Genomic DNA, 23,661 nt, shown 5'->3' on the forward strand with positions numbered 1-23,661 from the left:
TATCCCTCAGCGCAGCCAGGGCAGGTCGGCCCCCTCGCGGTCCAGCCCCGCCTCGATGGTCCGGCAGATGCTGTTCAGCTGGCCTGCCTGCTCCGGGGTCAGGCTGTCGAAGACCGCCGTGCGCACGGCGGCGGCATGGCCGGGAGTCGCCCGCGCGACCATCTCCCGGCCGCTGTCCGTCAGGACGGCCTCCTGGCCCCGCCGGTCGCCCGGGCACGCCTCGCGGCGCGCCCAGCCGAGCTTCTCCAGGCGGGCGACGGCGTGCGACAGCCGCGGCCGGGTGATCTTGGCGCGGCGTGCCAGCTCGGTCATGCGCATCCGCCGGCGCGGGGCCTCGGAGAGCAGGAAGAGCAGCCCGTAGTAGAGGTGGGGCACGCCCTCCTGCCGTTGCAGGCAGCGGTCCAGGTAGTCCTCCACCAGCCGGGTGGCGTGCACGAAGTTCCGCCAGGTGTGCTCCTGCTCGCCGGTGAGCCGGCCCGGCACGGGCGGCGCGTCAGGGCTCACGAGACCTCCTGGGAGGTCTGCCGGGACTTGGGCAGGAACACGATGGCGAGCATGCTCACCACGATGATCACACCGGACACGAGGAACGCGCGCCCGTACCCTTCGGCCAGCGCCTCGGGTCCGCCCCCGGCACCGGCCGTGCGGCTCGCCGCGACCGAGGCGAGGACGGACAGCCCCAGCGCGCCGCCCATGGTGCGCGAGGTGTTGGCGAGCCCCGCCACGAGCCCCGACTCGGACGGGCCGACGCCGGAGGTGGCGAAGACCGCCAGCAGCGTCATCATCAGGCCCGCGCCGAAGGAGAAGGCGATGCCGGGCCCCAGCAGGGTGCCCAGGAACGTGCCGTCGGCCCCCATGACGGACTGCCAGAAGAATCCCGCTGCCGTCAGCAGGCCTGCGAGCGCGAGCAGGACGCGCCCCTCGACCAGGCGCATGATCCGGGGCGCGAACTGTGCGGAGAGGATGATGGAGGCGGTGTGCGGCAGCAGGGCGAGGCCGGTCTCGACGGCCGAGTAGCCCAGGACGTTCTGCATGTAGAGCGAGAGGAAGTACCACATCGCGTAGAAGGCCATGCCGCTGATCACGGTGATGACGTTGGCCACGGACACCGTCCGTACGCGGAAGATGCCGAGGGGCGTCAGCGGCTCGCGCGCCCGGCGCTCCACGGCGATGAAGGCCAGGAGCGCGATGACACCGGCGAGCAGGGGCACGAACGACCGGGCCGAACTCCAGCCGTGCGTCTCGCTCTGCGAGATGCCGAAGGCCAGGCTTCCCACGCCCAGCGTCGCCAGCACCGCTCCGGGCAGGTCCAGCCGGCGCGCCGCGGCGTCACCGCTCCTGTTCTCCGCGAGCCACACCGCCGACGCCACGATCACGACGAGGCCCAGCGGGACGTTGATGAGCAGGACCCAGCGCCAGGACAGGTAGTCGGTGAGCAGGCCGCCGATGAGGCCGCCGGCCGCGCCGCCTCCCGTGCCCACCGCCGTCCACGCGGCGACGGCCCGGACCCGGCCGCTCCCCTCGGGGAACGTCGTCGTGAGGATGGTCAGGGTGGCGGGCGACAGCACGGCGGCCCCGATGCCCTGGAGGGCGCGGGCCACGATGAGCATCCACGGTGACTGGGCGAGGCCGCCCAGCAGGCTCGCCGCCGTGAACACCCCCAGCCCGAGGAGGAACACCTTCTTGCGGCCGAAGAGATCGGAGAACCGGCCGCCCAGCAGCAGGAACCCGGCGAAGGTGATGACGTAGGCGTTGACCACCCACTGCAAGCTCGCTTCACCGATGCCGAGGCCCGAACGGATGGACGGCAGGGCGACGTTGATCACCGAGACGTCGAGGATGACGACGAACTGCCCTACGCACGCGGCCAGTACAGCCACCCATGCCGGCCCTGCACTGCGTCGCCCGGTCCGGGGGGAGTCCAGCCCGGAAGTTAAGTGTGACATGGGACGCCATCCTCCTCAGTGTGCGCCGGCTACTCAATCGGACCACCGGACCGATGAGCTCATCCTTCAGAACTAGGCCTTCCGGAAAGGGCGTTCGGAGCAGCTCCACGGGACTCGCTACGGGTTTCGCTACGGGATTCAACGAGTGTCCATCACTCCGCCCGCCAGGGTGGTGCCGTCGGCGGGGTCGATGAGGAGGAAGGAGCCGGTGTGGCGGGAGGTGGCGTAGGGGTCGAGGGCGAGGGGCTCGGCGGTGCGGAGGGTGACGCGGCCGATGTCGTTGGCGTTGAGGCGGCCGGGATTGGGGTGCTGGGAGAGGTCTTCGAGGGTGAGGCGGGAGGGGATGTCCTTGACGAGGGCGCGGACAGTGCGGGTGATGTGTTTGAGCAGGACGCGGGCGCCGGGGAGGAGCGGCTGGTCGGCAAGGTGGCAGACGGTGGCTTCGACGTCCTGGGTGATCTGCGGGGCGCTGGCGGCGGGGGTGATGAGGTCGCCGCGGGAGACGTCGAGGTCGTCGGCGAGGTGGAGGGTGATGGACTGGGGCGCCCAGGCGATGTCGGCGCTGTGGCCGAGGGTGTCGATGGCGGTAATGGTACTGGTGTGCCCTGATGGCAGGACGGTGACGACGTCGCCGACGCGCAGGACGCCGGAGGTGATCCGGCCGGCGTAGCCGCGGTAGTCCGGGTGGGTGGTGGTCTGGGGCCTGATCGTGTACTGGACGGGGAAGCGTGCGGGTTCGGCGGCCGGGTCGGTGACCACCGGCACCGTCTCCAGGTACTCCAGGACGGTGGGGCCGCCGTACCAGTCCATGTGCGCGGAGGGGGTGACGACATTGTCTCCCGCGAGGGCGGAGACTGGGACGGCCGTCACCTCGCAGACACCGAGCCCGCGCGCGTAGGCGGTGAACTCGGCGGCGATGGCGGCGAAGACGGCCTCCGCGTAGCCCACGAGGTCCATCTTGTTGACCGCCAGCAGGACGTACGGGACACGCAGGAGCGCTGCTACGGCGAGATGCCGGCGGGTCTGCTCCACCACGCCGTTGCGGGCGTCGACGAGGACGACGGCGGTTTGGGCGGTGGAGGCGCCGGTGACCATGTTGCGGGTGTACTGCACGTGGCCCGGAGTGTCGGCGAGGATGAAACGGCGGCGGGGAGTGGCGAAGTAGCGGTAGGCGACGTCGATGGTGATGCCCTGCTCGCGCTCAGCGCGCAGGCCGTCGGTCAGCAGGGCCAGGTCGGGGGCGCCGGTGCCGCGGTCGCGGGAAGCGTGTGCGAGGGCTTCGAGCTGGTCGGTCAGGACGGATTTGGAGTCGTGCAGGAGGCGGCCGACGAGGGTGGATTTGCCGTCGTCGACGGAGCCGGCGGTGGCGAACCGCAGCAGCGACGTCGCCGCATCATCAGTCACAGACGTGGTCATGGTTAGAAATACCCCTCGCGCTTACGGTCTTCCATCGCGGCCTCGGAGAGCCTGTCGTCAGCTCTGCTCGCGCCGCGCTCGGTCAGACGGGACGCAGTGATCTCGGCAATGACCTCGGCGACCGTGGCCGCGGTGGAGTCGACGGCGCCGGTGCAGGACATGTCACCGACCGTCCGGTAACGCACCTTCCGCCGCACCACGCTCTCCCCCTCACGCGGGCCGCCCCAGTCGCCGGGAGCCAGCCACATCCCGTCCCGGGCGAAGACCTCCCGCTCATGCGCGAAGTAGATCGAGGGCAGCTCGATCTTCTCCCGCGCGATGTACTGCCACACATCCAGCTCAGTGAAATTCGACAGCGGAAAGACCCGTACATGCTCCCCGGGGGCGTGGCGGCCGTTGTACAGCTGCCACAGCTCCGGGCGCTGCCGGCGCGGATCCCAACCACCGAACTCATCCCGCAGGGAGAACACCCGCTCCTTGGCGCGGGCCTTCTCCTCATCCCGCCGCCCACCACCGAACACCGCATCAAAGCGATGCGCCCCGATCGCCTCCAGCAACGGCACGGTCTGCAAAGGATTACGCGTCCCGTCCGGCCGCTCCCGCACCCGCCCCGCATCGATCGCCTCCTGCACCGACGCCACATGCAAGCGCAGACCCCGCCCGGCCACCACCCGGTCCCGGTACGCCATCACCTCAGGAAAGTTATGGCCGGTATCCACATGCAACAGACCGAACGGAGGCATCGCGGGCGCGAACGCCTTCAGCGCCAGGTGCAGCATCACGATGGAGTCCTTGCCGCCGGAGAACAGCAGCACCGGCCGCTCGAACTCCCCCGCCACCTCCCGGAAGACGTGCACCGCCTCCGACTCCAGCACGTCCAGATGCGACAAGACATACGGATCGGCAGAGACATGCGCGTTCATGCGAGTTCCTTCGCGTGCAGGAGCCGGAGCACAACGTGCGCGGACTCCTCGACGCTCTGTTCATGCGCGGCGATCCGCAGGTCCGGGTCGGCCGGCACCTCGTACGGATCGTCCACGCCCGTCAGCCCGGACAGCTCGCCCGCCGCCTGCCGGGCGTACAGGCCCTTCACGTCGCGGGCCGAGCACACCTCCAGCGGGGTGGCGACGTGCACCTCCAGGTAGGCGGTGCCGGAGGCCTCGTGGCGTTTGCGCACGGCCTCCCTGCTGTCGGCGTAGGGGGCGATGACCGGCACCAGGGCGACGATGCCGTTGCGGGCCAGGACCTCGGCGATCAGACCGACCCGCTGGACGTTGGTGTACCGGTCCTCGCGCGAGAAGCCCAGGTCCGCGTTGAGCACCGCGCGGTTCTCGTCGCCGTCCAGCACCTCCACCCGCCGTCCCGCGCCGCGCAGCCGTACGGCCAGCGCCCGGGCGATGGTGGTCTTGCCCGCGCTCGGCAGGCCCGTCAGCCACACGGTGGCGCCCGGCCAGCACGTGCAGAAGGGGTGGAAGGAGTGCGAGGAGGAATGAGAGGTGGTCATCCGTCGCTCCCGGTTCGCCGAGTCGTGGTGTACGCGATGTGTGCCCGGTCCCGTACCGGCAGGGACAGCATTCGTTCCGCAACGGAGACGAGGAGCGCGTGGGCCCGCTCCGGTCCGGGCGGGACGGCGCCCGTCGTGCGCCAGGCCACCATGCCGTCCGGCCGTACGAGTACGGCTCCCGCGGGCCCGGTCCCGCAGACCGCGGTGAAGGTCGCGGAGGGGTCGTCGAGGTCGCCGCCGGCGGGGGCCACGTGCAGGCCGCGTACGGGAAGGCCGGTCGCGTCGGCGAGGCGGTCGGCCGCCCGTGCCCAGGCCGGGTGGGCCGCGAGGAGGGTGAGGCGGCCGTGGCAGAGGTCCAGTGTGGAGACTTCGGTGCCTGCGGCGGTGCGCAGCCACAGGTGCGGCAGCCGGGTGCCGGGGTCCGCCCGCAGGGCGAAGGTCCCGGGGAACGCCGGGCCGGGCGGGGCGCCGAGGACGGCGGTGGAGCGGTAGCGGTACCCCATGATCAGCGTCCGGGGGTCGCAGAGGGTGGCGCCGCCGAGGGTCTGCGGGGGGACGCCGTCGAGGAGCATGGACTGCTGTGCCGTCGCGGTTCCCACGGGCCTGCGCTCCTGGTCGTAGGTGGCGAGGAGTCCGGGACCCGCCCACGCTCCGATGACGGCGGCGAGCTTCCAGGCGAGGTTGTGCGCGTCCTGGAAGCCGACGTTGGATCCGTAGCCGCCCGACGGGGGGTGGAGGTGTGCCGCGTCCCCGATGAGGAAGACCGGTCCGGCGCGGTAGCGGGCCGCAATGCGGTGCCGGGCTCGCCAGTGGAAGACGGTGCGTATCTCCGCGTCGGCGTGTTCGTCTCCGATCGCGGCCAGGACGAGTGCGCGGCAGGTCCGTTCCGCGTAGGTGCCGTCCGGCTCGGCGAGCGCCGGGTCGTGGTCCACGGCGGCGCACCAGTGGTCCGGGGTGTTGAGTTCCATCACGGCGCCGTCGAACCCAGGGTTGCGGATCATGCACATGAAGAACCGGCGTGTCCTGTCCCAGGCGCCGGGGGCGGCGCGGAAGAGGATGCTCACGCGGTGGGCGAGCGTGCCGTGCCCTTCGCGGGAGATGCCGACGCGTTCGGGAATGCCGCCCCGGGCGCCGTCGGCGGCGACGACGTACCGGGCGTCGACGGTGTAGGAGCGTCCGGTGGCGCCGGCGCGGATGACGGCCCGCGCGCCGTCGGGGCCCGTGCGCAGGCCGGTGAGCTCGTGCCCGAAGCGCACGTCGGCGCCGTTGCGGGCGGCGGCCGCGGCGAGGAGGGGTTCCATGCGGTCCTGGCCGCACCAGAAGGGGGCGCAGGGGCCGGGGACGGCCAGCTCCTCCTCGCCGGTCTCCAGCACTTCGGCGTGGGGCAGGCCGGCGAGGGAGGCGGCGCCGAGGACGACCCTGGGCAGGAAGCGGGCGGGCCGGTCCCGGGCCCGGGGGTCGCCTTCCCGCACCACTTCGAACCCGGCCCGGCGGATCTCCTCCTCCAGGCCGGCCTCGCGGAACAGTTCCATGGAGCGCCGGCTGACGTGGGTGGCGCGCGGTACCGCGGAGGTGGTGGTGTGCCGTTCGACGAGCAGGCAGCGTACGCCGTGGCGGGCGAGGAAGAGCGCCGTCGCCAGGCCCGTCGGCCCTCCTCCGACGACGAGCACCGGGACGTCCACCGCTGGGGTCTCCTCCCTGTCTCGGGGATGCCTGTCCCCGAAGTGCCTGTCTCCGGCATACGGCCCGTCAGGCCTTGGTCGCCAGCCGGTCGCCGACCACCAGGTGGTCGAGCCGCATGCCGGCGAAGGCTTCGACGGCGTCCTCGGGGGTCTCGACGATGGGGCGGCCGGCGACGTTGAAGGAGGTGTTGAGCAGCACGCCGCAGCCGGTGAGCTCCTCGAACCTGCCCAGCAGGGCGTGCACCTTGGGGTTCTGCCCGGCGCCCAGGGTCTGGAGCCGGGCGGTGCCGTCGACGTGTGCGGCCGCCGGTACGGCGTCCGGCCGGGTGACGCGGGCGACGATCAGCATGAAGGGCGAGGGCTGGTCCAGGTCGAAGTAGTCCCGGGCGCGCTCCTCGCGGACGACGGGGGCGTACGGGCGGAACCATTCGCGGTGTTTGACGTGGTCGTTGAGGTGGTCGCGGACCGAGGCGGGGTAAGGGGCGGCGAGGATGCTGCGGTGTCCCAGAGCGCGGGGGCCGAACTCGGAGCGGCCGTCGAACCAGCCGATGATCTTTCCTTCGGCGAGCAGGGCGGCCACGCGGCCCGGCAGGTCGTCGGGTGTCTCCACGGTGAAGCCCGAGGCGGCGAGGGCGGCGTCGGCCCTGGCGGTGGGATATTCAGGTCCGAGGTAGGCCGTCCGGAGCGCCGGGAGGCCGGTCAGGGGCCTGCCTTCCAGCTGGTGCAGGCCGTAGTAGGCGCAGCCCAGGCTGATGCCGTTGTCGCCCGCCGCAGGTACGACGAAGACGCGTTCGAAGGGGGTTTCGCGCAGGATGCGGCCGTTGGCGACGCTGTTGAGGCCAACGCCGCCGGCGATGCACAGGTCGGTCAGGCCGGTGCGGCGGTGCAGGTCGTTCGCGCAGTGCACGAGGGCGCGTTCGAGGACTTCCTGGGCGGCGTAGGCCAGTGCCGCGCGGTCTTCGAACTCGCCCGATGCCACGAGGCGTTCGAAGACGTGGTTGACCTTGCCGGCCGAGATGCTCACGCCGCCGCCGGGCAGCAGGGTGACGAGCTCCGCGACCTGATCGGTGAAGCGGTCGTCGCCGTACGGGGCGAGCCCCATGGTCTTGCCGTCCTCGCTGACCGGGTAGCGGGTCTTCGGTCCCGTGTAGGACAGGCCGAGGGCGAGGCTGGCCGAGCGGTAGAAGTGGCCCAGGGAGTTGTCGGTCTCGCCCGGCTGGTAGTAGGCGCTCTCGGAGGCCGCGTCGACGAGGTGCGCCCCGCTGACCCGGTGCACGAGGCGGATCCCGGACTCGTCGGCGGTGTAGCCGCTGATCGTCTCGGCCTCGCGCGGGCCCGGCCCGTCCTTCCGGCCGGTGACCAGGCTGCCGGAGTTGTCGCAGACCAGGACGGCGGCCCGGGTCATGCCGGAGGCGCCGAACGCGCTGTAGGCGTGGGCGAGGTGGTGGTTGATGACCGTCGCGCGCTTGCGGAACGAGTGGTAGAAGGGGCGGGGCACGAGCTCGCAGCAGACCACGTGGCCGACGTCCTCGGCCGTGGTGGCCAGGGCGTCGAGGCAGGCGCGGCGGCTGAGGCCCGCCAGGAGGTCCGCGCCGAGCCCGTACTTGCTGCCGACCAGGCGCTCCTCGTCGACGGCGACCAGTTCCCGGCCGTCGGTGGCGCAGGAGGACCAGTCGTGTCCGGAGCCCCCCAGACCCAGCACCGTCATAGTGTCGACACTCCTTACAGCTGTGGTCGGATGCGGGCGGGCGCGCTGTGCGGGTCAGGCGCGGCGGATCTCCACGATGCGCAGGGGGCCGGAGCCGCAGGGCAGCGAGCGCTCCACGGTCAGGCCGGCCTTCTCCAGCAGCGTGGCGAAGTCGCTCTCCGACCGCTCGGCCCCGCCCACGAGGACGAGGAGGAGCAGGTCGACGAAGAGGGTCGAGGCCGCGGGGCGTTCGTCGATCAGGTTGTCGATCACCAGGAGCCGGGAGCCGGGCGCCATGGCGGCGGCGATGCGGCGGAGGATGCGCAGGACGTCCTCGTCGTCCCAGTCGTGCAGCACGTGCTTGATGAGGTAGAGGTCGGCGCCGGCGGGGATGGTCTCGAAGAAGTCGCCGGGGAGGACCTCGCAGCGCTCGCCGACGCCCCGGCTCTCCAGCAGGGCGCGGGCCTCGCCGGCGACCTCGGGGCGTTCGAGGAGGACACCGCGCGCGCCGGGGGCGCTCTCGAGGAGGGCGGCCATGAGGCTGCCGCGGCCGCCGCCGATGTCCACGACGGTGTCCGCGCCGGAGAAGTCGTAGGCCTCGGCGACCTGCCGGCTCTCGGCGAGGGACACGGACCCCATGGCGTGGTTGAACAGCTCCCGGGCCTGCGGGTCCTGCTGGGTGAGCTGCCAGAAGGAGACGCCGTTGGCGACGTCGAAGGAGGCCTCGCCGGTGCGGACGCTGTGCGCGAGCCGTTCCCAGGCCCGCCAGTGCCAGGGGGCGGCCTGGAAGCGGGCGTCGGTGGCGACCGGGCTGGTGGGGTCGGGGAGCAGCACCTCGGAGAGGGCGTTGTGCCCGTAGAGGTCGTCGTGGCCGAGTTCCTCGAAGATGCCTGAGGCGGCGAGCAGGCGCAGCAGCCTGCGCAGCGTGGGCTCGTGCGCGCCGGCCGCGGCGGCCAGGTCGGCGACGGTCCGGGGGCCGTCTTGCAGGAGGGCGGGCAGGCCGAGCTCTACGGCCACGTGGATGGCGCGGGCCTTCCAGGCTCCTTGCAGGATGTCGTTGACGGTCGCCTCGGCGCCGGCGCGGTCCTGGTCGTCGTGCGTCCGCTCCGCAGTCATACGGGGGTTCCTCCACAGGGCGTTCGGGGCAGGCGGCATGGGTCCCGGCGGGGCCGGGGGCGGCGAACGGGGGCCGGGCGGCCGTGGGGCCGGCGGGGCCGGGGCGCGGGGTGAACCGGCGGGCCCCGGGGGATCCGGGTGACCGGCGGTGGGGCGGCCGGGGCCGGGCGCGGCCCGCTCGGGTGAGGGAGTGACACGCTTCAGGCGCGCGGACACCGGGGCTGCGACCGGGCAGCTCCGGGAGGACGAACGGGTCCCGGACAGCAGTGCGGGACCGGGGAAACTCTCGCAACGGCCGGAGCGGCGCGTCAAGAATGCCTCCGCCGGTGGTGCGGTACGGGCCGGAACCCTCCGCCGGGTTTCGGCCATCGTGGATCAGCGGCCGTGCCCGGGCGCACCGCGGGCCGGGAGCGGACTTACGCTGGCGGCAGGCCCCACCCGCCCCGTGCGGGCGGAACAGCCGCCCGCCACCGGAAGAAGGACTGCCCATGACCCCGCAGGAACTGTCGGATTTCGCGCTGGAGCTGCCGGAGGCGTTCGACGACGAGGCGTTCGGCCCCGGGGCCGCAGTGTTCAAGGTGGAGGGCAAGGTGTTCGCGATCCTCCAGGACCCCTCCGAGGAGCGCCCCGCGCAGGTCACGCTGAAGTGCGAGCCGGATCTGGCCCTGCACCTGCGGGAGCAGTACGCGGCCGTGGAGCCCGGCTATCACGTCAACAAGCGCCACTGGAACACGGTTGTCCTGAACGGGACCGTTCCCGTGGAGGAGGTGCGGGAGATGGTGGAACACTCTTACGACCGTGTGGTGTCGGGTCTGCCGAAGGCGACCCGCGATCGCCTGCGCCTGCTGCGCGCGGCGTAACCCTTCGTTTCCTCGTCTCCACCCCTTATCCCCTCCCCTGTCTCCTCCTCCCGCTCGCTCCCCCACGTTCTCCGATGACCGGTATGCCAACTGCCCAGCAGACCGAGGGAGTCGCACGTGACGTTTCGCCAGCGTGTCGTCGTCGTCATCACCGAGGGAGCCGCGCCCGAGCTGCTCGGGCGATGGTGCGCGAAGGGTCTGCTGCCCGGCTTCGCCCGGCTGCGCGCGCAGGGTGTCCACGGTCCGCTGCGCGCGGAGGGCACCCCGTACGAGCCGCCGGGCCTGCTGAGCGTCCTGACCGGGCGGCGGGCCGGGCGGCACGGCTTCTACTCGTACTGGACCTGTCACGATCCCGAGTACGCCCCGCAGGTGCTGACCTCGAAGGACCGCCGTTACCCGGTGCTGTGGCAGCAGGAGGTGTTCGCCGGCGTCAGGTTCGCCTCGATCGGCCTGTTCGGCACCCATCCGCCCGAGCCGTTCGACGGCTCGCTGATCACCTATCCGATGTACGCCACCCTCCACGCCTGCCACCCGCGGAGCCTTCAGCGCACGCTGGCGGCGCAGGGCGTGCGGCCGGTCCACGACGTATCGGTCTTCTGGACCGGCCAGGACCGTGACGAGCTGCTGCCCTCCCTGCTGGAGGCGGACGTCCAGCGCGGCCGCGCGGCGCTCGCGCTGCTGGAGGAGCACGACGTCGTGCTCGTCAACCTCACCTCCATCGACCGGACGTCGCACATCTACTGGCAGGAGCTGGAACGGGGGCCGGAGCACGAGGAGTCGAGCGCGGTCCTGGCCGCGTACCGCACCTGCGACCGCGTGATCCAGGACGTCCTGGAGCGGGCGGACGACCGCACCACCGTCCTGGCCTTCTCGGAGATCGGGTTCGGGCCGCTGCGCAACTACCACTCGGTCAACGCCGAGCTGGAGTCCTGCGGCTTCCTCTCCCACGCCGCGGACGGCCGCGCGGAGTGGGCGCGCAGCCGGGCCTTCGAGGCGGTGCAGGGCACGCACGGGGTGAACGTCAACCTGCGGGGACGGTACAAGCACGGCCTGGTCGCCGAGCGGGACTACGAGGCGGTGCGCTCGGAGGTGGCGGCGGCGCTGCTGGAGCGGCTCAACCCCCGTACGGGCAGGCCCTTCCTGGCGGCCGTGCACCGGCGGGAGGAGGTCTACGAGGGCGAGGCCGTCCATCTGGCCCCGGACCTCGTCCTGGAGCCGGCGGACTGGCGCTACCTCCCGCTGGGGGATCCCGCGTGGGCCTCCCACGTGCACCGCGACTGGCAGAGCGGCTGGCACCGCCGCGACTCCTACTGGGCCGCGCTGGGCCCGGATTTCTCCGGCGGCGCCGAGCGCACTCGTATCGCGGCCCCCGTCGACATACCCGCAACCGTGTGCGAACTGCTCGGGCGTGACGTCCCGTCGGATTGGGACGGCGTTCCGCTGTCCTGAAATCGCCCCTCAATAGGAAGCGTTGACACGCGGGGACGACAGAGCGATTGGCCAAGGCCGCCGATGGGTCACTAACCTGCACGGGTCCAGCACATTCGGACTTCGCGGCCCGGCCGGCCCGGACGGAAGACGGCCGTCCCCCGGAGGACCATTTTAAAGTGCAAGAAAGCGCAAGAAGGTGCAGGAAAGGAAACGCATGTCAGCAAGGATTTCCCTCTTCGCGGTGGTCGTGGAGGACATGGCCAGGTCGCTGGAGTTCTACCGCCTGCTGGGCGTGGAGATTCCCGCCGAGGCCGACGCGGCGCCGCACGTCGAGGTGGTGCTCGACGGCGGCGTCCGGCTCGCCTGGGACACGGCGGCCACGATCCGCTCGTACGACCCGCAGTGGCAGGCCCCGACCGGCGGCCACCGCGTCGCCATCGCCTTCGAGTTCCCCGGCACCGCGGCCGTGGACGCCAAGTACGCCGAGCTCGTCGACGCCGGCTACGAGGGCCACCTCAAGCCGTGGGACGCCGTGTGGGGCCAGCGCTACGCCATCGTCAAGGACCCCGACGGCACCGTGATCGACCTCTTCGCGCCCCTGCCCGGCGCGTAACCCGTCCGCGGGGCCCGGCGTGCGGCGACGCGTTCCGGGCTCCGCCGCCTCCCCCGTTCCGCGCAGCACTCCGTTCTCCGGGACATCCCCCGTTCTCCGGAAGGTGGGCACCATGGTCTTACGAGCGCCCGGGCGGCGGCGGGAACCACGCCGCGCCCTGTCCCCGCTCCCCGCACGTGTCACCCGCGAAGAACTCTCCGCAGGGGCCGCATTCGCGCCCCGGGATTTCGGCCGGGACCCGGCCGGGCTCCCCGCCTTACCCGGCTCCCTCGCCTCCGCCCCGCTCGGCACGCTCCGTTCCGGCATTCTCACCGGGCACCTCGGCGGGCCGTGGCTGGACGGCTTCCCGCGCTATGTCTGGCACCGGTCCGGTGACATCGTCGTGGAATTCCGGCTGACCGGCCGGCGCCCCGGCGAATACTCCGGATACGAACTCCACCCGAGTGAATGGCCGGAAGGGCTGGCGGACCATGCTTCCTGAGTTCCAATTGCAGTGGAATTGGCGCGAGGCCCCCGCCGGCGACCCGGACGAGCTCCGGGCGACCTGGGCGGACCTGCGGATCGCGGTGGGCGCCGAGACCGTCACCCTGATCCGGGAGCCCGCCGCCGGGAGGTTCCGCGAGCACGTCACCGGCTCCCTCTACCCCCTGGCCGAATGGATCGCCTTCAACTGGTGGTCGCTGGTGGCCGACGCCCGGCCCGGCACCCAGATATCCCAGCTCCGCTTCGCCTACAAATACGGCGTCGGCGACGACCGCGCGGCCTGGTGGGTCCGCTCGCGCCGCCACATCCTGCGCGCCGCGTGCGACGGCTTCCGCTGGCCGGACATGCTCTTCGTGCCCGAGGGCCGCGAGACCCGGATCGTGTGGATGCCCGACATGGGGCCCGACGCCCGCCCGGGCGAGCACTTCGCGAGCCGCGGCAACAGCTGTGTGGAGAGCGCGGCGTTCACCGCCTCCCTGGCCGCTTTCGTGGACGCGGTCGCGGACCGCCTGGCCGGGCAGGGGATCACGGGCACCCCGCTCCAGGAGGAGTGGGCGGCGGTCCGCTCCGCCGACGAGGAGGAGGCCGCGTTCTGCCGCATCGCCGCGCGCCTGGGCCTCGACCCGTACAGCGAGGCCGAACCGTACGAGGCCGACATCGTCAAGGCCGCCGAGCAGCTGCCGGAGCCGCTGGCCTCGGACTTCTTCAACGGCGTGCGGCCGGAGCGGATCGCCGAGCAGCTCCAGTGGGTGGCGCGGGCGCGCACGCTGATGGGCACGGCCCCCGAGGGCGCCGGGGAGGCCGCAGCCCTGACGGAGCTGCGGGAGGCCTGCGCCGACGTCAGCGCCCGGTTCTTCGCCGCGGGCCGCCTCGACAACCCCTGGCACCTCGGCTACGAGGTGGCGCACCTGGTCCGCGCGTGGGCCGGTCTGGAGGACACCCGGCCCTTCGACCCCGCCCCCCTGATGAGCTACCGCACCGAGCAGGTCCCCTACCTGGACCGCGGGCTGGTCGCCCTCGGCACGCGCCGGGGCGCGGAGGGCGCCGCTCTCGTGTCCGCCCGCCGCTTCACCGACCGCCCCCGCCGCTTCCTCCAGGCCCGGGCCCTGTGGCACCTGATCTGCGACACCGACGACACCTTCCTCATCGCCGCCGCCCACACCCACCGCCAGCACGTGGCCCGGGGCTTCGCCCTCGAAGTCCTCGCCCCGGCCCGGGGCATCGCCGCGCTGCTGTCGGACCCGGCGCACCTGGTGTCCGCCGAGGACGTGGAGCTGATCGCCGACGACTACGGCTGCGGCAACATCGTCGTGGAGCACCAGCTCGACAACATCGTCCTGGGACGGGACTTCGCCCGGCCCGGGCCGGACCGCACCGCCGCGCGGGGCGACGGGGGCCGGACCGCATGACCGCCCACGTGCCGCCCCTCTTCCCCTTCCCGCCCGGCCCCCTGGGCACGGTCCCGCCCGCGTTCGGCCGGCTCCTGGCCGAGGATCCCGTTCCCGAGGTCCGGCTCGCCGACGGGGCGCGGATCCGCCTGGCCCTGCGCCACGAGGACGTGCGGACCGTGCTGGCCGACGACCGCTTCAGCCGGCACCGGGCCGCCCTGCTGCCCGGTCGGGGGTTCGGCCGCTCGCAGGGCTCCGGCATCGTGGACCTCGACCCGCCCGAGCACGCCCGCCTGCGCGGGCCGGTGGCCGCCGCGTTCGGCGCGGAGCGGGCCGCGCGCTTCGTACCGCGCATCGAGGAGATAGCCGAGGACGTCGTCGGCGGGCTGCCCGCCGGGTCCGGCACCGTGGACCTGGTCACGGCGTACACCGCGCCCTTCGCCGGCCGCGTCACCTGTGAGCTGCTCGGGCTGCCCGGTGACCGCTGGCGGTCCGTCACCTCCGACGTGGAGCTCCTGCTGCTGCCCCGTGGGGCCGCGGAGGAGGACCTGGCCGCCGCCCGGGACCGGCTGGGGAAGGCCCTGGCCGATCTGCTCGCCGACCGGAGGGCCGGGCCCGGCGACAGCGTCGCCGACGCGCTCCTCGCCTCGGACCCGCGGGACGGCGCCGGGGGCCTGACCGACGAGGACCGCACGCTGCTCCTCCACGGCCTGATCATCTCCGGCTTCGTCACCATCCGGGACCTCCTGGCCCGCCACCTCTTCGGCGTGCTCTCCTCCCCCGGCCTCGCCACCCGGCTGGCCGGCGACCCGGCCCTCGTCCCGGTGGCCGTGTGGGAACTGCTGCGCTTCTACCCCTCCACCCACGACGGGCTGCTGCGGGTCGCCACCGAGGACGTGGTCCTCTCCGGCGGCCGCATCGCCGCCGGGGAGGCGGTGCTGCCGCTGGTGGCGGCCGCCTCCCGCGACCCGGAGGCCTTCCCCGACCCCGACGTCCTCGACGTCGCCCGGATCGCCGACCGCGCCATCGCCTTCGGCGCCGGCCGGCACGCCTGCCCCGCCGCCGATCTCGCCGTGGCCGAGCTGAGCGTGGGCGTCGCGCGGCTGCTCGCGGCGTTCCCCGGCATCGCGCCGGCCGTGCCGCCCGAGGAGATCGAGCACAGCAGCGAACTGCTGCCCCTCGCCGTCCGGTCGCTGCCGGTGGTCCTCGGACCGCGGCACTGACCGGCCCGCCCCGCACCTCCGCGCCGGGCGGGCCCTGCGGCCAGTGGCCGGCAACCCGCGGCCCGCCCGGCACGGACGCTCGTCCCGTTCGTTCCAGAAAGGTTCATCGGTGAATTCAGCAAGCCACCAGTCACCGGGCGCGCCCGTCGCGCTCGGCGCACCGGATGCCGAGGAGCTCAGGGCTCACGTCGCCGGTCCCGTCCTGCTGCCCGGGGAGGAGGGCTTCGACGCGGAGCTCGCCGGCTTCGAGCTGTCCGTCGCGCACCGCCCGGCGCTGATCGTCGGCGCCACCGGGGCGGCCGACGTCATCGCGGCCGTGCGCTTCGCCGCGGAGCGCGGCCTGGGAGTGGCGGTCCAGGCGACCGGCCACGGCATCTCCCGGCCCGCCACCGGTGTCCTCATCGGTACGCGCCGGATGACCGGTGTACGGGTGGACCCGCAGGCCCGCACCGCGCGCTTCGAGGCGGGCGTCCGCTGGGAGCGGGTCATTCACGAGGCGGCCGTGCACGGGCTGGCGCCGCTGAACGGCTCGGCGCCGTTCGTCGGGGCGGTCTCGTACGCCCTCGGCGGGGGGCTCGGGCTGCTGTCGCGCAAGTACGGCTTCGCGACCGACCACATCACCTCCTTCGACCTCGTCACGGCTGACGGCAGGCTGCTGGAGGTCACCCCCGAGCGGCACCCCGACCTGTTCTGGGGCGTGCGCGGCAGCAAGGGCAACCTCGGCATCGTCACCTCCCTGGAGGTGCGTCTGTTCCCTGTGAGCCGGGTGTACGGGGGCGGGCTGTTCTTCGACGCCGAGTCGACGCCGGCGGTGCTGAAGACCTATCTGGCGTGGGCGCCCCGGATGCCGGAGGACCTGGCGTCCTCGGTGTTCTTCACCGAGTACCCCGACGCCGAAGGCCTGCCCGAGCCGCTGCGCGGCAAGTTCGTCACCCACATCCGGCTGGCCCACCTCGGAGAACCGGAGGAGGCCGAGCGGCACTTCGCCGAACTCCGGGCAGCCGGCACGGTCGTCATGGACACGGTGGCGTCGTTGCCGTACACGCGCGCCGGGGAGATCCACAACGACCCGCCGTCGCCCGTGGCGAGCTACAGCAAGACCTTCATGCTGCGGGAGCTCGACGAGAAGGCCGTCAACCTGATCCTGAAGCTGGCCGGGCCCGGGTCGAACGCGGTGCACGGGGTGGAGCTGCGCCACCTGGGCGGCGCCATGTCCCGGCCCCCGCAGGTCCCCAGCGCGGTGGGCCACTTCCCGGACGCGGTCTTCAACGCCTACATCGCCTCGCTGATCGAGCCGGAGACGATCGAGTCCGTCGACCGGGCGCAGCAGGGCTTCGTCGACGCGCTGCGGCCCTGGACGACGCCCGGGGTGTGCCTGAACTTCCTCGCGGGCCACAACACGTCGGTGGAGGTCGCGCGCGGCGCGTTCACGGCGGAGAACTACGCCCGGCTGCGGGAGCTGAAGACGCGGCACGACCCGGGCAACGTCTTCCGGTTCAACCCCAACATCCCGCCCCTTCCCGCCTAGCCGGCGCGCGGCGGCCGCCCGGGGCCCCGTGCTCCGGCGCGGCCGCCGCCCGCGCGTGTTCCGGCCGGGGTGCACCTCACGGACGACACGAGAAGACGGTGAGGCCCATGGAGAGCGTGGCCGAGCAGGTTCCCATGTACATCGGCGGTCTGGCCGTGCCGGCTCACGACGGTGCCGTCCTGCGCACCTTCGAGCCGGCGACGCGGCGTCATCTGGCCGACGTCCCGAGCGGCGGTCCCGAGGACGTGCGCCGTGCGGTGGCGGCCGCCCGGGAGGCGTTCGACGAGGGGCCCTGGCCGCGGATGCCGGCGCGGGAGCGGGCGCGCCTGCTGCGCGCCGCGGCGGAGCGGCTGGCGGGCGAGGCGGCGGAGTTCGCGCGGCTGGAGGTGCGGGACAACGGCGCGACGCTGCGCAAGGCGCGGGGCGCGGACGTGCCCGGTGCGGCGGCGGCGTTCGAGTGGAGCGCCTGGTGGGCGGAGCACGTGCCCGAGCGGGAGGCCGGGGGCGGCGGCTCGTACGTGCTGTGGCGGCCGGCCGGGGTCGTCGCCGCGATCGTGCCCTGGAACCTGCCGCTGCTGCTCGCCGCCTGGCGGATCGCGCCCGCGATCGCCGCGGGCAACACGTGTGTGATCAAGCCGGCTTCGTTCGCTTCGCTGTCCGTGCTGCGCCTGGTGCGGCTGCTGCACGAGTGCGGGCTGCCGCCCGGTGTGGTCAATGTGGTCACGGGGCCGGGCGCGGTGGCCGGGGAGAGCCTGGTGCGTGCGCCGGGGGTGGATCTGGTGGCCTTCACCGGGTCCGACGAGACCGGGGAGGCCGTGCGGCAGGGGGCCGCGTCGGCGGGCACGAGCACCCGCCTGGACCTGGGGGGCAAGTCGCCCAACCTCGTGCTGGCGGACGCCGATCTCGCGCAGGCCGTGACGGGTGTGACGTGGGGGGCGTTCCTGCACAACGGGCAGGTGTGCATGGCGGGCACCCGGGCCGTGGTGCACGCCGCCGTCCACGACGAGTTCGTACGGCTGCTGGTCGAGCGGGTGGGGCGGCTGCGGCTGGGCGACCCGCTGGACGAGGCCACCGACCTCGGTCCCCTGGTCTCGCGCAGCCAGGCGCGCACGGCCCGGCGCTTCACCGAGCTGGGCCTGTCCCAGGGGGCGCAGCTGGCGTGCGGCGGCGGCTCGCCGGCCGCGGGCGAGCTGCCCGAAGGGCTGGACCCCGCCGCGTACTTCAGGCCTACGGTGCTGACCTCGGTGGGCGAGCGGGACGCCGTCGCGCAGGAGGAGATCTTCGGCCCCGTGCTGTCGGTCATCCGGGCCGCCGACGACGAAGAGGCGGTCCGCATCGCCAACGGCACCCGCTACCGGCTCAGCGCGGGCGTCTGGTCCGCCGACCCCGCGCGGGCGCGCGCCGTCGCCGAGCGGCTGCGCGCGGACCGGGTGTGGGTCAACGACTACCGCCTGGTCGACCTGGAGCTCCCGGGCCGGGCCGGGCGGGGCGCGTCCGCCGTCTGGGACCGGCTGACGAACGAACTGGACTCCTACCGGCGGCGGCACACCGTGCACGGGGGCGGCGGGGAGGAGGAGGGACGGCCGGCGGGGCCGCCCACTCCCTATGCCCTGCTCGGCGGATGAGGCGGACAGAGCGGATTGAGCAGATAGAGCGGATACGGAGGATGAGGTCAGGCGACGGCCCTGCGGGTGCCCTGCGGCGGGAGGCCGAGGAGCGACCTCAGGGTCGGCGCCACGTCGTAGAGCGAGAGGCCGACGGCCTGGCCCGGGGCGACGCCGGGCGCGCTGAGGGCGAAGATGCCGGTGTCGCCGTGGTTGGCGTGGTCCGGCCCGGTGTCGTTCTCCGTCGTGTAGAGGCCCTTGCCCATGCCGAGGGTGGCCAGGGCCCGCCAGCGCAGGTTCCCGACGTAGACCAGGAGGTCCGGGGCGATGCCGTTGACCTCCGGGTACAGCTCGCCGGGGCGCAGGGCGCGGGTGCCCATCGGCCGCCCCTGGTCGTCCGGCACGGCCTCCAGCGCCGCGGCGACGAGGTCGCGCGTGCTCTCGTACTCCGCGGCGGGGATCGTGCCGTGCGGCTCCCGGCCCTCGACGTTGAGGAAGATCCGCCCGTAGTAGCCGCCCTCGGCCCAGGCGGTGGTGCGCTTCCAGTCGATCCGGGCCGCGCTGACGGGCGTGGGGCCCGCGGCCTCCTCGGCCAGGACGAGGAGGCCTTCCTTGCGCAGCCATTCGTTGATGAAGAAGCCGCCCACCATGGGCTGTGCCCCGTGGTCGGAGACGACCAGCACGGCGGTGTCCTCGGGCAGGCACTCCAGGAAGCGGCCGAGGTGCCGGTCGAGGGCGCGGTAGTAGTCGCGGAAGAGTCCGGCGTAGGGGTTGCCGGGCTCGTGCCGGGGGTGGCCGGGGTCGCAGTACTTCCAGAAGCCGTGGTGCAGGCGGTCCGGTCCCATGTCCACGAAGGAGAGGAAGTCCCACTCCTGGGTGGTCGCGAGGTGGCGGGCGACCTCGAAGCGCTGCTCGCTCATGTCGAAGATCTGCTGCGAGACGCGGCCGAGTTCGGGGGAACGGAAGTCCTCGACGTCCAGGGCGTAGCCGCCGGTGAGCTTGTGCAGTTCGTCGGCGAGGCCGGGCGGCGCCGTGTACTGCGCCTGGGTGGAGGGAGCGAGGAAACAGGAGACCATGGCGCCCCGGATGGGAGCGGGCGGGTAGGTGCCGGGCACGCCGAGGACGACGCTGGGGCGCCCGGCCCCCGTCATCTCGTCCCAGATCCGCGGGGCCTTGATGCTGTGGGACGTGGCGAACTTCAGCGGGCCGTAGTCGTGGGCGGCCCGGTCCCGGAATCCGTAGACGCCGAGTTCGCCGGGGGTTCGGCCCGACATCATGCAGGACCACGCGGGCATGGTGATGGGCGGGTCGACGCTGCGCATCGGCCCCCACAGGGAATTGCGGCGCAGCGCGGTGAACACCGGCATGTCGTCGGCGAACCGGTCGAACATGTACTGCGGAGTAGCGGAGTCGAGGCCTATCACGGCCACTTTACGGGCAGCGGGCATCGGGGATTCCTCTCACTGTGCTCAGCTCGCGACCGGGCGAGGAGAAAAATGAGCGCCGCGAAAAACATACGCGCCGCCGGAGGAATACGACAGGGGGCAGGAGGACGATGAGGATCAGCATTGCGCTGCCGAATACCGTGCCGGGCGCGGACGGCGGCCTTTTGACGGAATGGGCGAAAAGGGCCGAGGCTCGCGGATTCGCTTCGCTGGCCGTCACGGAGCGTCTGGTGTACCCGGGCCACGACCCGCTGCTCACGCTCGCGGCCGCGGCCGCGGCGACCTCCCGGATCGGGCTGCTGACCAACGTCCTGATCGGCCCGCTGCGCACGGCGCCGGTGCTGGCCAAGTCGGTGGCGACGCTGGCGACGCTGTCCGCCGGGCGGCTCGTCCTGGGGCTGGGGCCGGGCGTACGGGAGGACGACTTCGAGGCCGCCGGGCGCTCGTTCGCGGGGCGCCGCGAGGCGTTCGAGGAGCAGTTGGAGCTGCTGGGGCGGGGCGCGGCGGGCGAAGCGGCCGGGCCCGGGGCCGGTCCGGGGGTGCCGGTGCTGGTGGCCGGGCTGAGCGCCGCGGCCGTGCGGCGCGTGGTGCGCTGGGGCGACGGCTGGACCGCGCCGGGCCTGGAGCCGGAGGCGGTCCTGCCGTTCGCCGCGCGCGTGCGCCGTGCCTGGTCCGAGGGCGGGCGCTCCGGCGCGCCGCGCATCGTGGGGCTGGCGCGCTTCGCGCTGGGCGAGGACGTGGAGCGGGAGTCGGCGGCGTTCGTGCGGGACTACTTCTCCGTGCTGGGCGCGGAGGCCGAGGAGTTCGTGGCGAAGACGCCCCGTACGCCGGAGCGGATCCGCCGGGTCGTCGCGGCGCTGGCCGACGGAGGGGTGGACGAGGTGGTCATGCACCCCACCGCGGCCGCGCTGTCGCAGGTGGACCGGCTGGCGGACGTCCTGCTGCCGTAGCGCCTGAGAGCCTGCCGGCATCCTGCTGCCCTGGAGCCTGCGGACGTCCTGGAGCTTGAGGGCGCGCCGACGGCTCTGGAGCCTTCAGTACATGCCAGGAGCCCTGGTGCTTTCAGGGCATGCCAGCCGCCCGTCCCTCCGTGCGGGCGAAGTGCAGGGCCCGCTCCACGCCGTCGAGCCGGAAGGGGTGCCCGACCTGGAAGATCAGGTGGCGGGCGCCCGCGGCCACGAGCCGCTGGAGCTCGTCGTCGGTCTGGTCCCGGGTGACGAAGGCGCTGCGTTCGATCTCCGCCGGGTCGCGGCCCACTTCGGCGCACCACTGGTCGAGGACGCGGTTGCCCTCGGCGAAGCGCCAGGCCATGGTGTTCCAGATGGTGGCGCGTTCGGCGGCGAAGCGCAGCAGGCGCTTGCGGCCGTCGCCGCCGATCAGCAGGGGCAGGGCGCCCAGCGGGCCGGGGTTGAGGCGGGCGAGCCTGTGGTCGACCCGGGCCACCGCGTCGACGAGACCGGCGACGCGCTCTCCCGCGCCGGGCGCGGGGTACCCGTACTCCTTCAGGTCGCGTTCGACCCAGCCCGCGCCCATGCCCAGGATGAGGCGGCCGTCGCTGAGGTGGTCGACGGTGCGGGCCATGTCGGCGAGCAGGTCAGGGTTGCGGTAGGCGTAGTTGGTGACGAGGGTGCCGACCCGGGCGGCGCGGGTGTCGGCGGCCAGGGCTGCCAGCAGGGTCCACGCTTCGTAGTGGCTGCCGTCGGGGTCGCCGGTGAGCGGGAAGAAGTGGTCCCACAGCCACAGCGAGTCCACGCCCAGGGAGTCGGCCGCGCGCCAGGCGGCGCGCAGTTCCCGTACGGAGGTGTGCTGGGGGGTCAGCCAGACCCCGATCCTGATGCGCCCGTCCGGCCGCGTGGGTGCGTACGTCATCGTGGGAACCGCCCTTCCGGCGCCTGCGGGAATCATGTCGCGGGGATTACCGTGCTGTTGTTCCGGGGTGTTGTTCCGGGGTGTTGTTCGGGGGTATTGGCGGCTGCTAGCCTCGCCATATGCGCGCGACTCTGACGAATGACGTCGAAACAGCCGCACGAGACCTCGCCGATCACGGTTACTGCCTCTTGGAGTGCCCGATTTCTCCGGGCGCGTTCGAAAGACTCAGGGGCCGTCTGCTGGATGTCGCCGAGCAGGAGCGCAAGGACGGTTCCGCTTTTCTCTACGACGGCGGCAACCAACGCGTCTTCAGCCTGCTCAACAAGGGCGAGGAATTCGAGGAGAACGTCCAGGACCCCACCGTCATGCGTGTGATGGAGGAGCTGCTGGGCGTCGGTTTCCTGCTCTCCAGCACCCATGCCAACATCGCGGGGCCCGGCGGCGCCCCGATGCACCTGCACGCCGACCAGACCTTCGCCCGCCCGCCCTGGCCGCCGTACGCCCTGGTGGCCAACAGCATGTGGATGCTGGACGACTTCACCCCGGAGAACGGCGCGACGCGCCTGGTGCCGGGCTCCCACCTGCTGGGGCGGCAGCCGGACTACGAGCGGGGCGAGGGCAATGCCGCGACCGTCCCGGCGTGCGCGCCGGCCGGCAGCGTGATGGTCTTCGACGGCCGGCTCTGGCACCAGACGGGCGCCAACACCACGGGCCTGCCGCGCCACGGCATCCTCAACTACTACTGCCGCGGGTACGTCCGGCAGCAGCAGAACTTCTTCACCGGCCTCAAGGAGGAGGTCGCCGCCCGCGCCGAGCCGGAGCTGCGCCGCCTGCTGGGCTACGAGAACTACTTCTCGCTCGGGATGACCGACGGCCTGCCGTAACCGTGCACGGAAGGGGAGGGATTCATGCCGGGAAGGCTCATGGCTCCGGTGGCCCGGCTGGTCGTCGTGGCCGGCCGGGCCGCCACGCACGACTCGGGGCGCTGGTCGCAGGCACTGGCACCGGAAGTGACGGTGGATCAGGGACCGGAGGGCCTCGCGGGCTCGCCCGGCGAGTCCCTGCCCCGGGCCCTGTTCACCACCGGCGACCGGGTGGGCTCCGTACTGGCCGACGCCGTGCGCGCGGATCCGCCGCCCACGCACGTGCTGCTGTGGGCCGGTGACCGCGAGCCGGAGGAGGGCTGGGAGGCGGCCGCCGCCGGGCGGCTGTCCTGCCCGGTGACGGTGCTGGTCCCCATGGACGCGGACGCGGCCCGGGCCGCCGCCCACCGCTGGCGCGGCCTGACGGACGGGCCCTTCACCGTACGGTTCCTTCCGCCCGGCTGCCCGCTGCCCGCCGCGTGCGACGCGGTGAGCGCACGGCTGATCAAGGAGGAGTTGCAGGTGTGGCCGGCCTGACCCGGCTCGGACCGGCACGGCCGCCCGTCAGCTTTCCGGGACCATGAGGGTCAGGGCCCGGGCGGCCATCCGGTAGCCCAGCGCGCCCATGCCCATCACGACGCCGGAGGACAGCGGCGCGGTCACCGAGACGTGCCGGAAGGCCTCGCGGCCCCACACGTTGCTCAGGTGGACCTCCAGCCACGGCGGCCCGAAGTCGGCCAGCGCGTCGCGCAGCGACCAGCCCGCGACCATCAGCGCGCCCGGGTTCACGATCGCCCCCGCGACGTCGCGGTGCCGCTCCAGGAGGTCGACGAGTTCTCCCTCGCCGTTGCGCTGCTCGGCGACCAGGCTCCAGCCGCGGCCGCGGATCTCCTCAGCGACCTCGGCCTCGATCTCGGCCAGGGTCCGCGTCCCGTAGATCTCCGGCTGCCGCTTGCCCAGGGTCCCCAGGTTGGGGCCGTTGAGCAACAACACCCTGTCCATG

At 73.1% G+C, this 23,661-nt stretch carries 22 protein-coding genes; 11 read left to right on the forward strand and 11 right to left on the reverse strand.

What is annotated here, in order from left to right:
* Positions 1–6: 6 nt before the first annotated feature.
* From D7231_RS23620 to D7231_RS23655, 8 genes are all read right to left on the reverse strand, one after another.
* Positions 7–504 (reverse strand): MarR family winged helix-turn-helix transcriptional regulator, encoded by a 498-nt coding sequence (locus D7231_RS23620; protein ID WP_120757543.1) that lies wholly within the window; start codon positions 502–504, stop codon positions 7–9.
* The gene (locus tag D7231_RS23625; protein WP_120757544.1) at positions 501–1,946 is read right to left on the reverse strand and encodes an MFS transporter; all 1,446 of its coding nucleotides are present in this window, start codon (positions 1,944–1,946) and stop codon (positions 501–503) included. Before D7231_RS23625 ends, D7231_RS23620 begins: the two co-directional genes overlap by 4 nt.
* Before the next feature lie 138 nt (positions 1,947–2,084).
* Entirely contained in the window at positions 2,085–3,362 is a 1,278-nt protein-coding gene (locus tag D7231_RS23630) for a sulfate adenylyltransferase subunit 1 (protein ID WP_120757545.1), read from the reverse strand.
* A 2-nt stretch (positions 3,363–3,364) separates the two neighbouring features.
* On the reverse strand, positions 3,365–4,285 hold the full coding sequence (gene cysD / locus D7231_RS23635) for a sulfate adenylyltransferase subunit CysD (protein WP_120757546.1): 921 nt from the start codon (positions 4,283–4,285) through the stop codon (positions 3,365–3,367).
* Complete coding sequence (gene cysC, locus D7231_RS23640; RefSeq protein ID WP_120757547.1) at positions 4,282–4,866, reverse strand: adenylyl-sulfate kinase; 585 nt, start codon at positions 4,864–4,866, stop codon at positions 4,282–4,284. Before cysC ends, cysD begins: the two co-directional genes overlap by 4 nt.
* Positions 4,863–6,548 (reverse strand): FAD-dependent oxidoreductase, encoded by a 1,686-nt coding sequence (locus tag D7231_RS23645; protein ID WP_120757548.1) that lies wholly within the window; start codon positions 6,546–6,548, stop codon positions 4,863–4,865. Before D7231_RS23645 ends, cysC begins: the two co-directional genes overlap by 4 nt.
* A gap of 67 nt (positions 6,549–6,615) precedes the next feature.
* On the reverse strand, positions 6,616–8,256 hold the full coding sequence (locus D7231_RS23650; RefSeq protein ID WP_120757549.1) for a carbamoyltransferase family protein: 1,641 nt from the start codon (positions 8,254–8,256) through the stop codon (positions 6,616–6,618).
* A gap of 54 nt (positions 8,257–8,310) precedes the next feature.
* Positions 8,311–9,351 (reverse strand): methyltransferase, encoded by a 1,041-nt coding sequence (locus D7231_RS23655; protein WP_158673804.1) that lies wholly within the window; start codon positions 9,349–9,351, stop codon positions 8,311–8,313.
* 488 nt (positions 9,352–9,839) lie between these two features.
* Here D7231_RS23655 and D7231_RS23660 point away from each other — a divergent pair, with 488 nt between their 5' ends.
* The 8 genes from D7231_RS23660 (at position 9,840) to D7231_RS23695 (ending at position 18,502) form a co-directional block, all read left to right on the forward strand.
* A complete protein-coding gene (locus D7231_RS23660; protein ID WP_120757551.1) occupies positions 9,840–10,211 on the forward strand; it encodes an MmcQ/YjbR family DNA-binding protein in 372 nt (123 codons plus the stop codon).
* A 117-nt stretch (positions 10,212–10,328) separates the two neighbouring features.
* Positions 10,329–11,660 (forward strand): alkaline phosphatase family protein, encoded by a 1,332-nt coding sequence (locus D7231_RS23665; protein ID WP_158673805.1) that lies wholly within the window; start codon positions 10,329–10,331, stop codon positions 11,658–11,660.
* Between the two features lie 196 nt (positions 11,661–11,856).
* Positions 11,857–12,255 (forward strand): VOC family protein, encoded by a 399-nt coding sequence (locus tag D7231_RS23670; RefSeq protein ID WP_120757553.1) that lies wholly within the window; start codon positions 11,857–11,859, stop codon positions 12,253–12,255.
* 112 nt (positions 12,256–12,367) lie between these two features.
* Positions 12,368–12,736: a hypothetical protein gene (locus D7231_RS23675; protein ID WP_120757554.1), complete on the forward strand. Its 369-nt coding sequence runs from the start codon at positions 12,368–12,370 to the stop codon at positions 12,734–12,736.
* Complete coding sequence (locus tag D7231_RS23680) at positions 12,726–14,147, forward strand: hypothetical protein (protein ID WP_147449790.1); 1,422 nt, start codon at positions 12,726–12,728, stop codon at positions 14,145–14,147. The genes D7231_RS23675 and D7231_RS23680 overlap by 11 nt, the downstream gene beginning before the upstream one ends.
* Positions 14,144–15,349 carry a cytochrome P450 gene (locus tag D7231_RS23685; protein ID WP_120757556.1) on the forward strand — a complete coding sequence of 402 codons (1,206 nt, stop codon included), beginning with the start codon at positions 14,144–14,146 and terminating at the stop codon, positions 15,347–15,349. The genes D7231_RS23680 and D7231_RS23685 overlap by 4 nt, the downstream gene beginning before the upstream one ends.
* A 109-nt stretch (positions 15,350–15,458) precedes the next feature.
* Positions 15,459–16,877, forward strand: coding sequence for an FAD-binding oxidoreductase (locus D7231_RS23690; protein WP_120757557.1), 1,419 nt, complete (start codon positions 15,459–15,461; stop codon positions 16,875–16,877).
* A gap of 107 nt (positions 16,878–16,984) precedes the next feature.
* Positions 16,985–18,502, forward strand: a complete 1,518-nt coding sequence (locus tag D7231_RS23695; RefSeq protein WP_120757558.1) for an aldehyde dehydrogenase family protein — start codon at positions 16,985–16,987, stop codon at positions 18,500–18,502.
* Between the two features lie 47 nt (positions 18,503–18,549).
* Here the strand turns inward: D7231_RS23695 and D7231_RS23700 are convergent, their stop codons facing one another.
* Entirely contained in the window at positions 18,550–19,929 is a 1,380-nt protein-coding gene (locus D7231_RS23700) for an alkaline phosphatase family protein (protein WP_120757559.1), read from the reverse strand.
* Between the two features lie 107 nt (positions 19,930–20,036).
* Here D7231_RS23700 and D7231_RS23705 point away from each other — a divergent pair, with 107 nt between their 5' ends.
* Positions 20,037–20,876 carry an LLM class flavin-dependent oxidoreductase gene (locus tag D7231_RS23705; RefSeq protein WP_120757560.1) on the forward strand — a complete coding sequence of 280 codons (840 nt, stop codon included), beginning with the start codon at positions 20,037–20,039 and terminating at the stop codon, positions 20,874–20,876.
* Between the two features lie 112 nt (positions 20,877–20,988).
* Here D7231_RS23705 and D7231_RS23710 read toward each other — a convergent pair whose 3' ends face one another.
* The gene (locus D7231_RS23710) at positions 20,989–21,795 is read right to left on the reverse strand and encodes an LLM class F420-dependent oxidoreductase (RefSeq protein WP_120757561.1); all 807 of its coding nucleotides are present in this window, start codon (positions 21,793–21,795) and stop codon (positions 20,989–20,991) included.
* Positions 21,796–21,914: 119 nt separating this feature from the next.
* Between D7231_RS23710 and D7231_RS23715 the strand changes: the two genes are divergently transcribed.
* Together D7231_RS23715 and D7231_RS23720 are read left to right on the forward strand one after the other, a co-directional pair.
* Entirely contained in the window at positions 21,915–22,679 is a 765-nt protein-coding gene (locus tag D7231_RS23715) for a phytanoyl-CoA dioxygenase family protein (protein ID WP_120757562.1), read from the forward strand.
* Between the two features lie 24 nt (positions 22,680–22,703).
* Entirely contained in the window at positions 22,704–23,195 is a 492-nt protein-coding gene (locus D7231_RS23720) for a hypothetical protein (RefSeq protein ID WP_147449791.1), read from the forward strand.
* 27 nt (positions 23,196–23,222) lie between these two features.
* On the opposite strand, the gene D7231_RS23725 is transcribed toward D7231_RS23720, so the two are convergent.
* Positions 23,223–23,660: a type II 3-dehydroquinate dehydratase gene (locus tag D7231_RS23725; RefSeq protein ID WP_058042904.1), complete on the reverse strand. Its 438-nt coding sequence runs from the start codon at positions 23,658–23,660 to the stop codon at positions 23,223–23,225.
* Position 23,661 lies beyond the last annotated feature (1 nt).

Origin of the sequence: Streptomyces klenkii, assembly GCF_003626645.1 — a bacterium.
GTDB lineage: Bacteria > Actinomycetota > Actinomycetes > Streptomycetales > Streptomycetaceae > Streptomyces > Streptomyces klenkii.

Bases quoted from the DNA above. Each gene is read 5' to 3' on its own strand.
- D7231_RS23625 (WP_120757544.1), bottom strand. From the start codon at position 1,946: ATGTCACACTTAACTTCCGGGCTGGACTCCCCCCGGACCGGGCGACGC.
- D7231_RS23630 (WP_120757545.1), bottom strand. From the start codon at position 3,362: ATGACCACGTCTGTGACTGATGATGCGGCGACGTCGCTGCTGCGGTTC.
- cysD (WP_120757546.1), bottom strand. From the start codon at position 4,285: ATGAACGCGCATGTCTCTGCCGATCCGTATGTCTTGTCGCATCTGGAC.
- cysC (WP_120757547.1), bottom strand. From the start codon at position 4,866: ATGACCACCTCTCATTCCTCCTCGCACTCCTTCCACCCCTTCTGCACG.
- D7231_RS23650 (WP_120757549.1), bottom strand. From the start codon at position 8,256: ATGACGGTGCTGGGTCTGGGGGGCTCCGGACACGACTGGTCCTCCTGC.
- D7231_RS23655 (WP_158673804.1), bottom strand. From the start codon at position 9,351: ATGACTGCGGAGCGGACGCACGACGACCAGGACCGCGCCGGCGCCGAG.
- D7231_RS23660 (WP_120757551.1), top strand. From the start codon at position 9,840: ATGACCCCGCAGGAACTGTCGGATTTCGCGCTGGAGCTGCCGGAGGCG.
- D7231_RS23670 (WP_120757553.1), top strand. From the start codon at position 11,857: ATGTCAGCAAGGATTTCCCTCTTCGCGGTGGTCGTGGAGGACATGGCC.
- D7231_RS23675 (WP_120757554.1), top strand. From the start codon at position 12,368: ATGGTCTTACGAGCGCCCGGGCGGCGGCGGGAACCACGCCGCGCCCTG.
- D7231_RS23680 (WP_147449790.1), top strand. From the start codon at position 12,726: ATGCTTCCTGAGTTCCAATTGCAGTGGAATTGGCGCGAGGCCCCCGCC.
- D7231_RS23685 (WP_120757556.1), top strand. From the start codon at position 14,144: ATGACCGCCCACGTGCCGCCCCTCTTCCCCTTCCCGCCCGGCCCCCTG.
- D7231_RS23695 (WP_120757558.1), top strand. From the start codon at position 16,985: ATGGAGAGCGTGGCCGAGCAGGTTCCCATGTACATCGGCGGTCTGGCC.
- D7231_RS23700 (WP_120757559.1), bottom strand. From the start codon at position 19,929: ATGCCCGCTGCCCGTAAAGTGGCCGTGATAGGCCTCGACTCCGCTACT.
- D7231_RS23705 (WP_120757560.1), top strand. From the start codon at position 20,037: ATGAGGATCAGCATTGCGCTGCCGAATACCGTGCCGGGCGCGGACGGC.
- D7231_RS23710 (WP_120757561.1), bottom strand. From the start codon at position 21,795: ATGACGTACGCACCCACGCGGCCGGACGGGCGCATCAGGATCGGGGTC.
- D7231_RS23715 (WP_120757562.1), top strand. From the start codon at position 21,915: ATGCGCGCGACTCTGACGAATGACGTCGAAACAGCCGCACGAGACCTC.
- D7231_RS23720 (WP_147449791.1), top strand. From the start codon at position 22,704: ATGCCGGGAAGGCTCATGGCTCCGGTGGCCCGGCTGGTCGTCGTGGCC.
- D7231_RS23725 (WP_058042904.1), bottom strand. From the start codon at position 23,660: ATGGACAGGGTGTTGTTGCTCAACGGCCCCAACCTGGGGACCCTGGGC.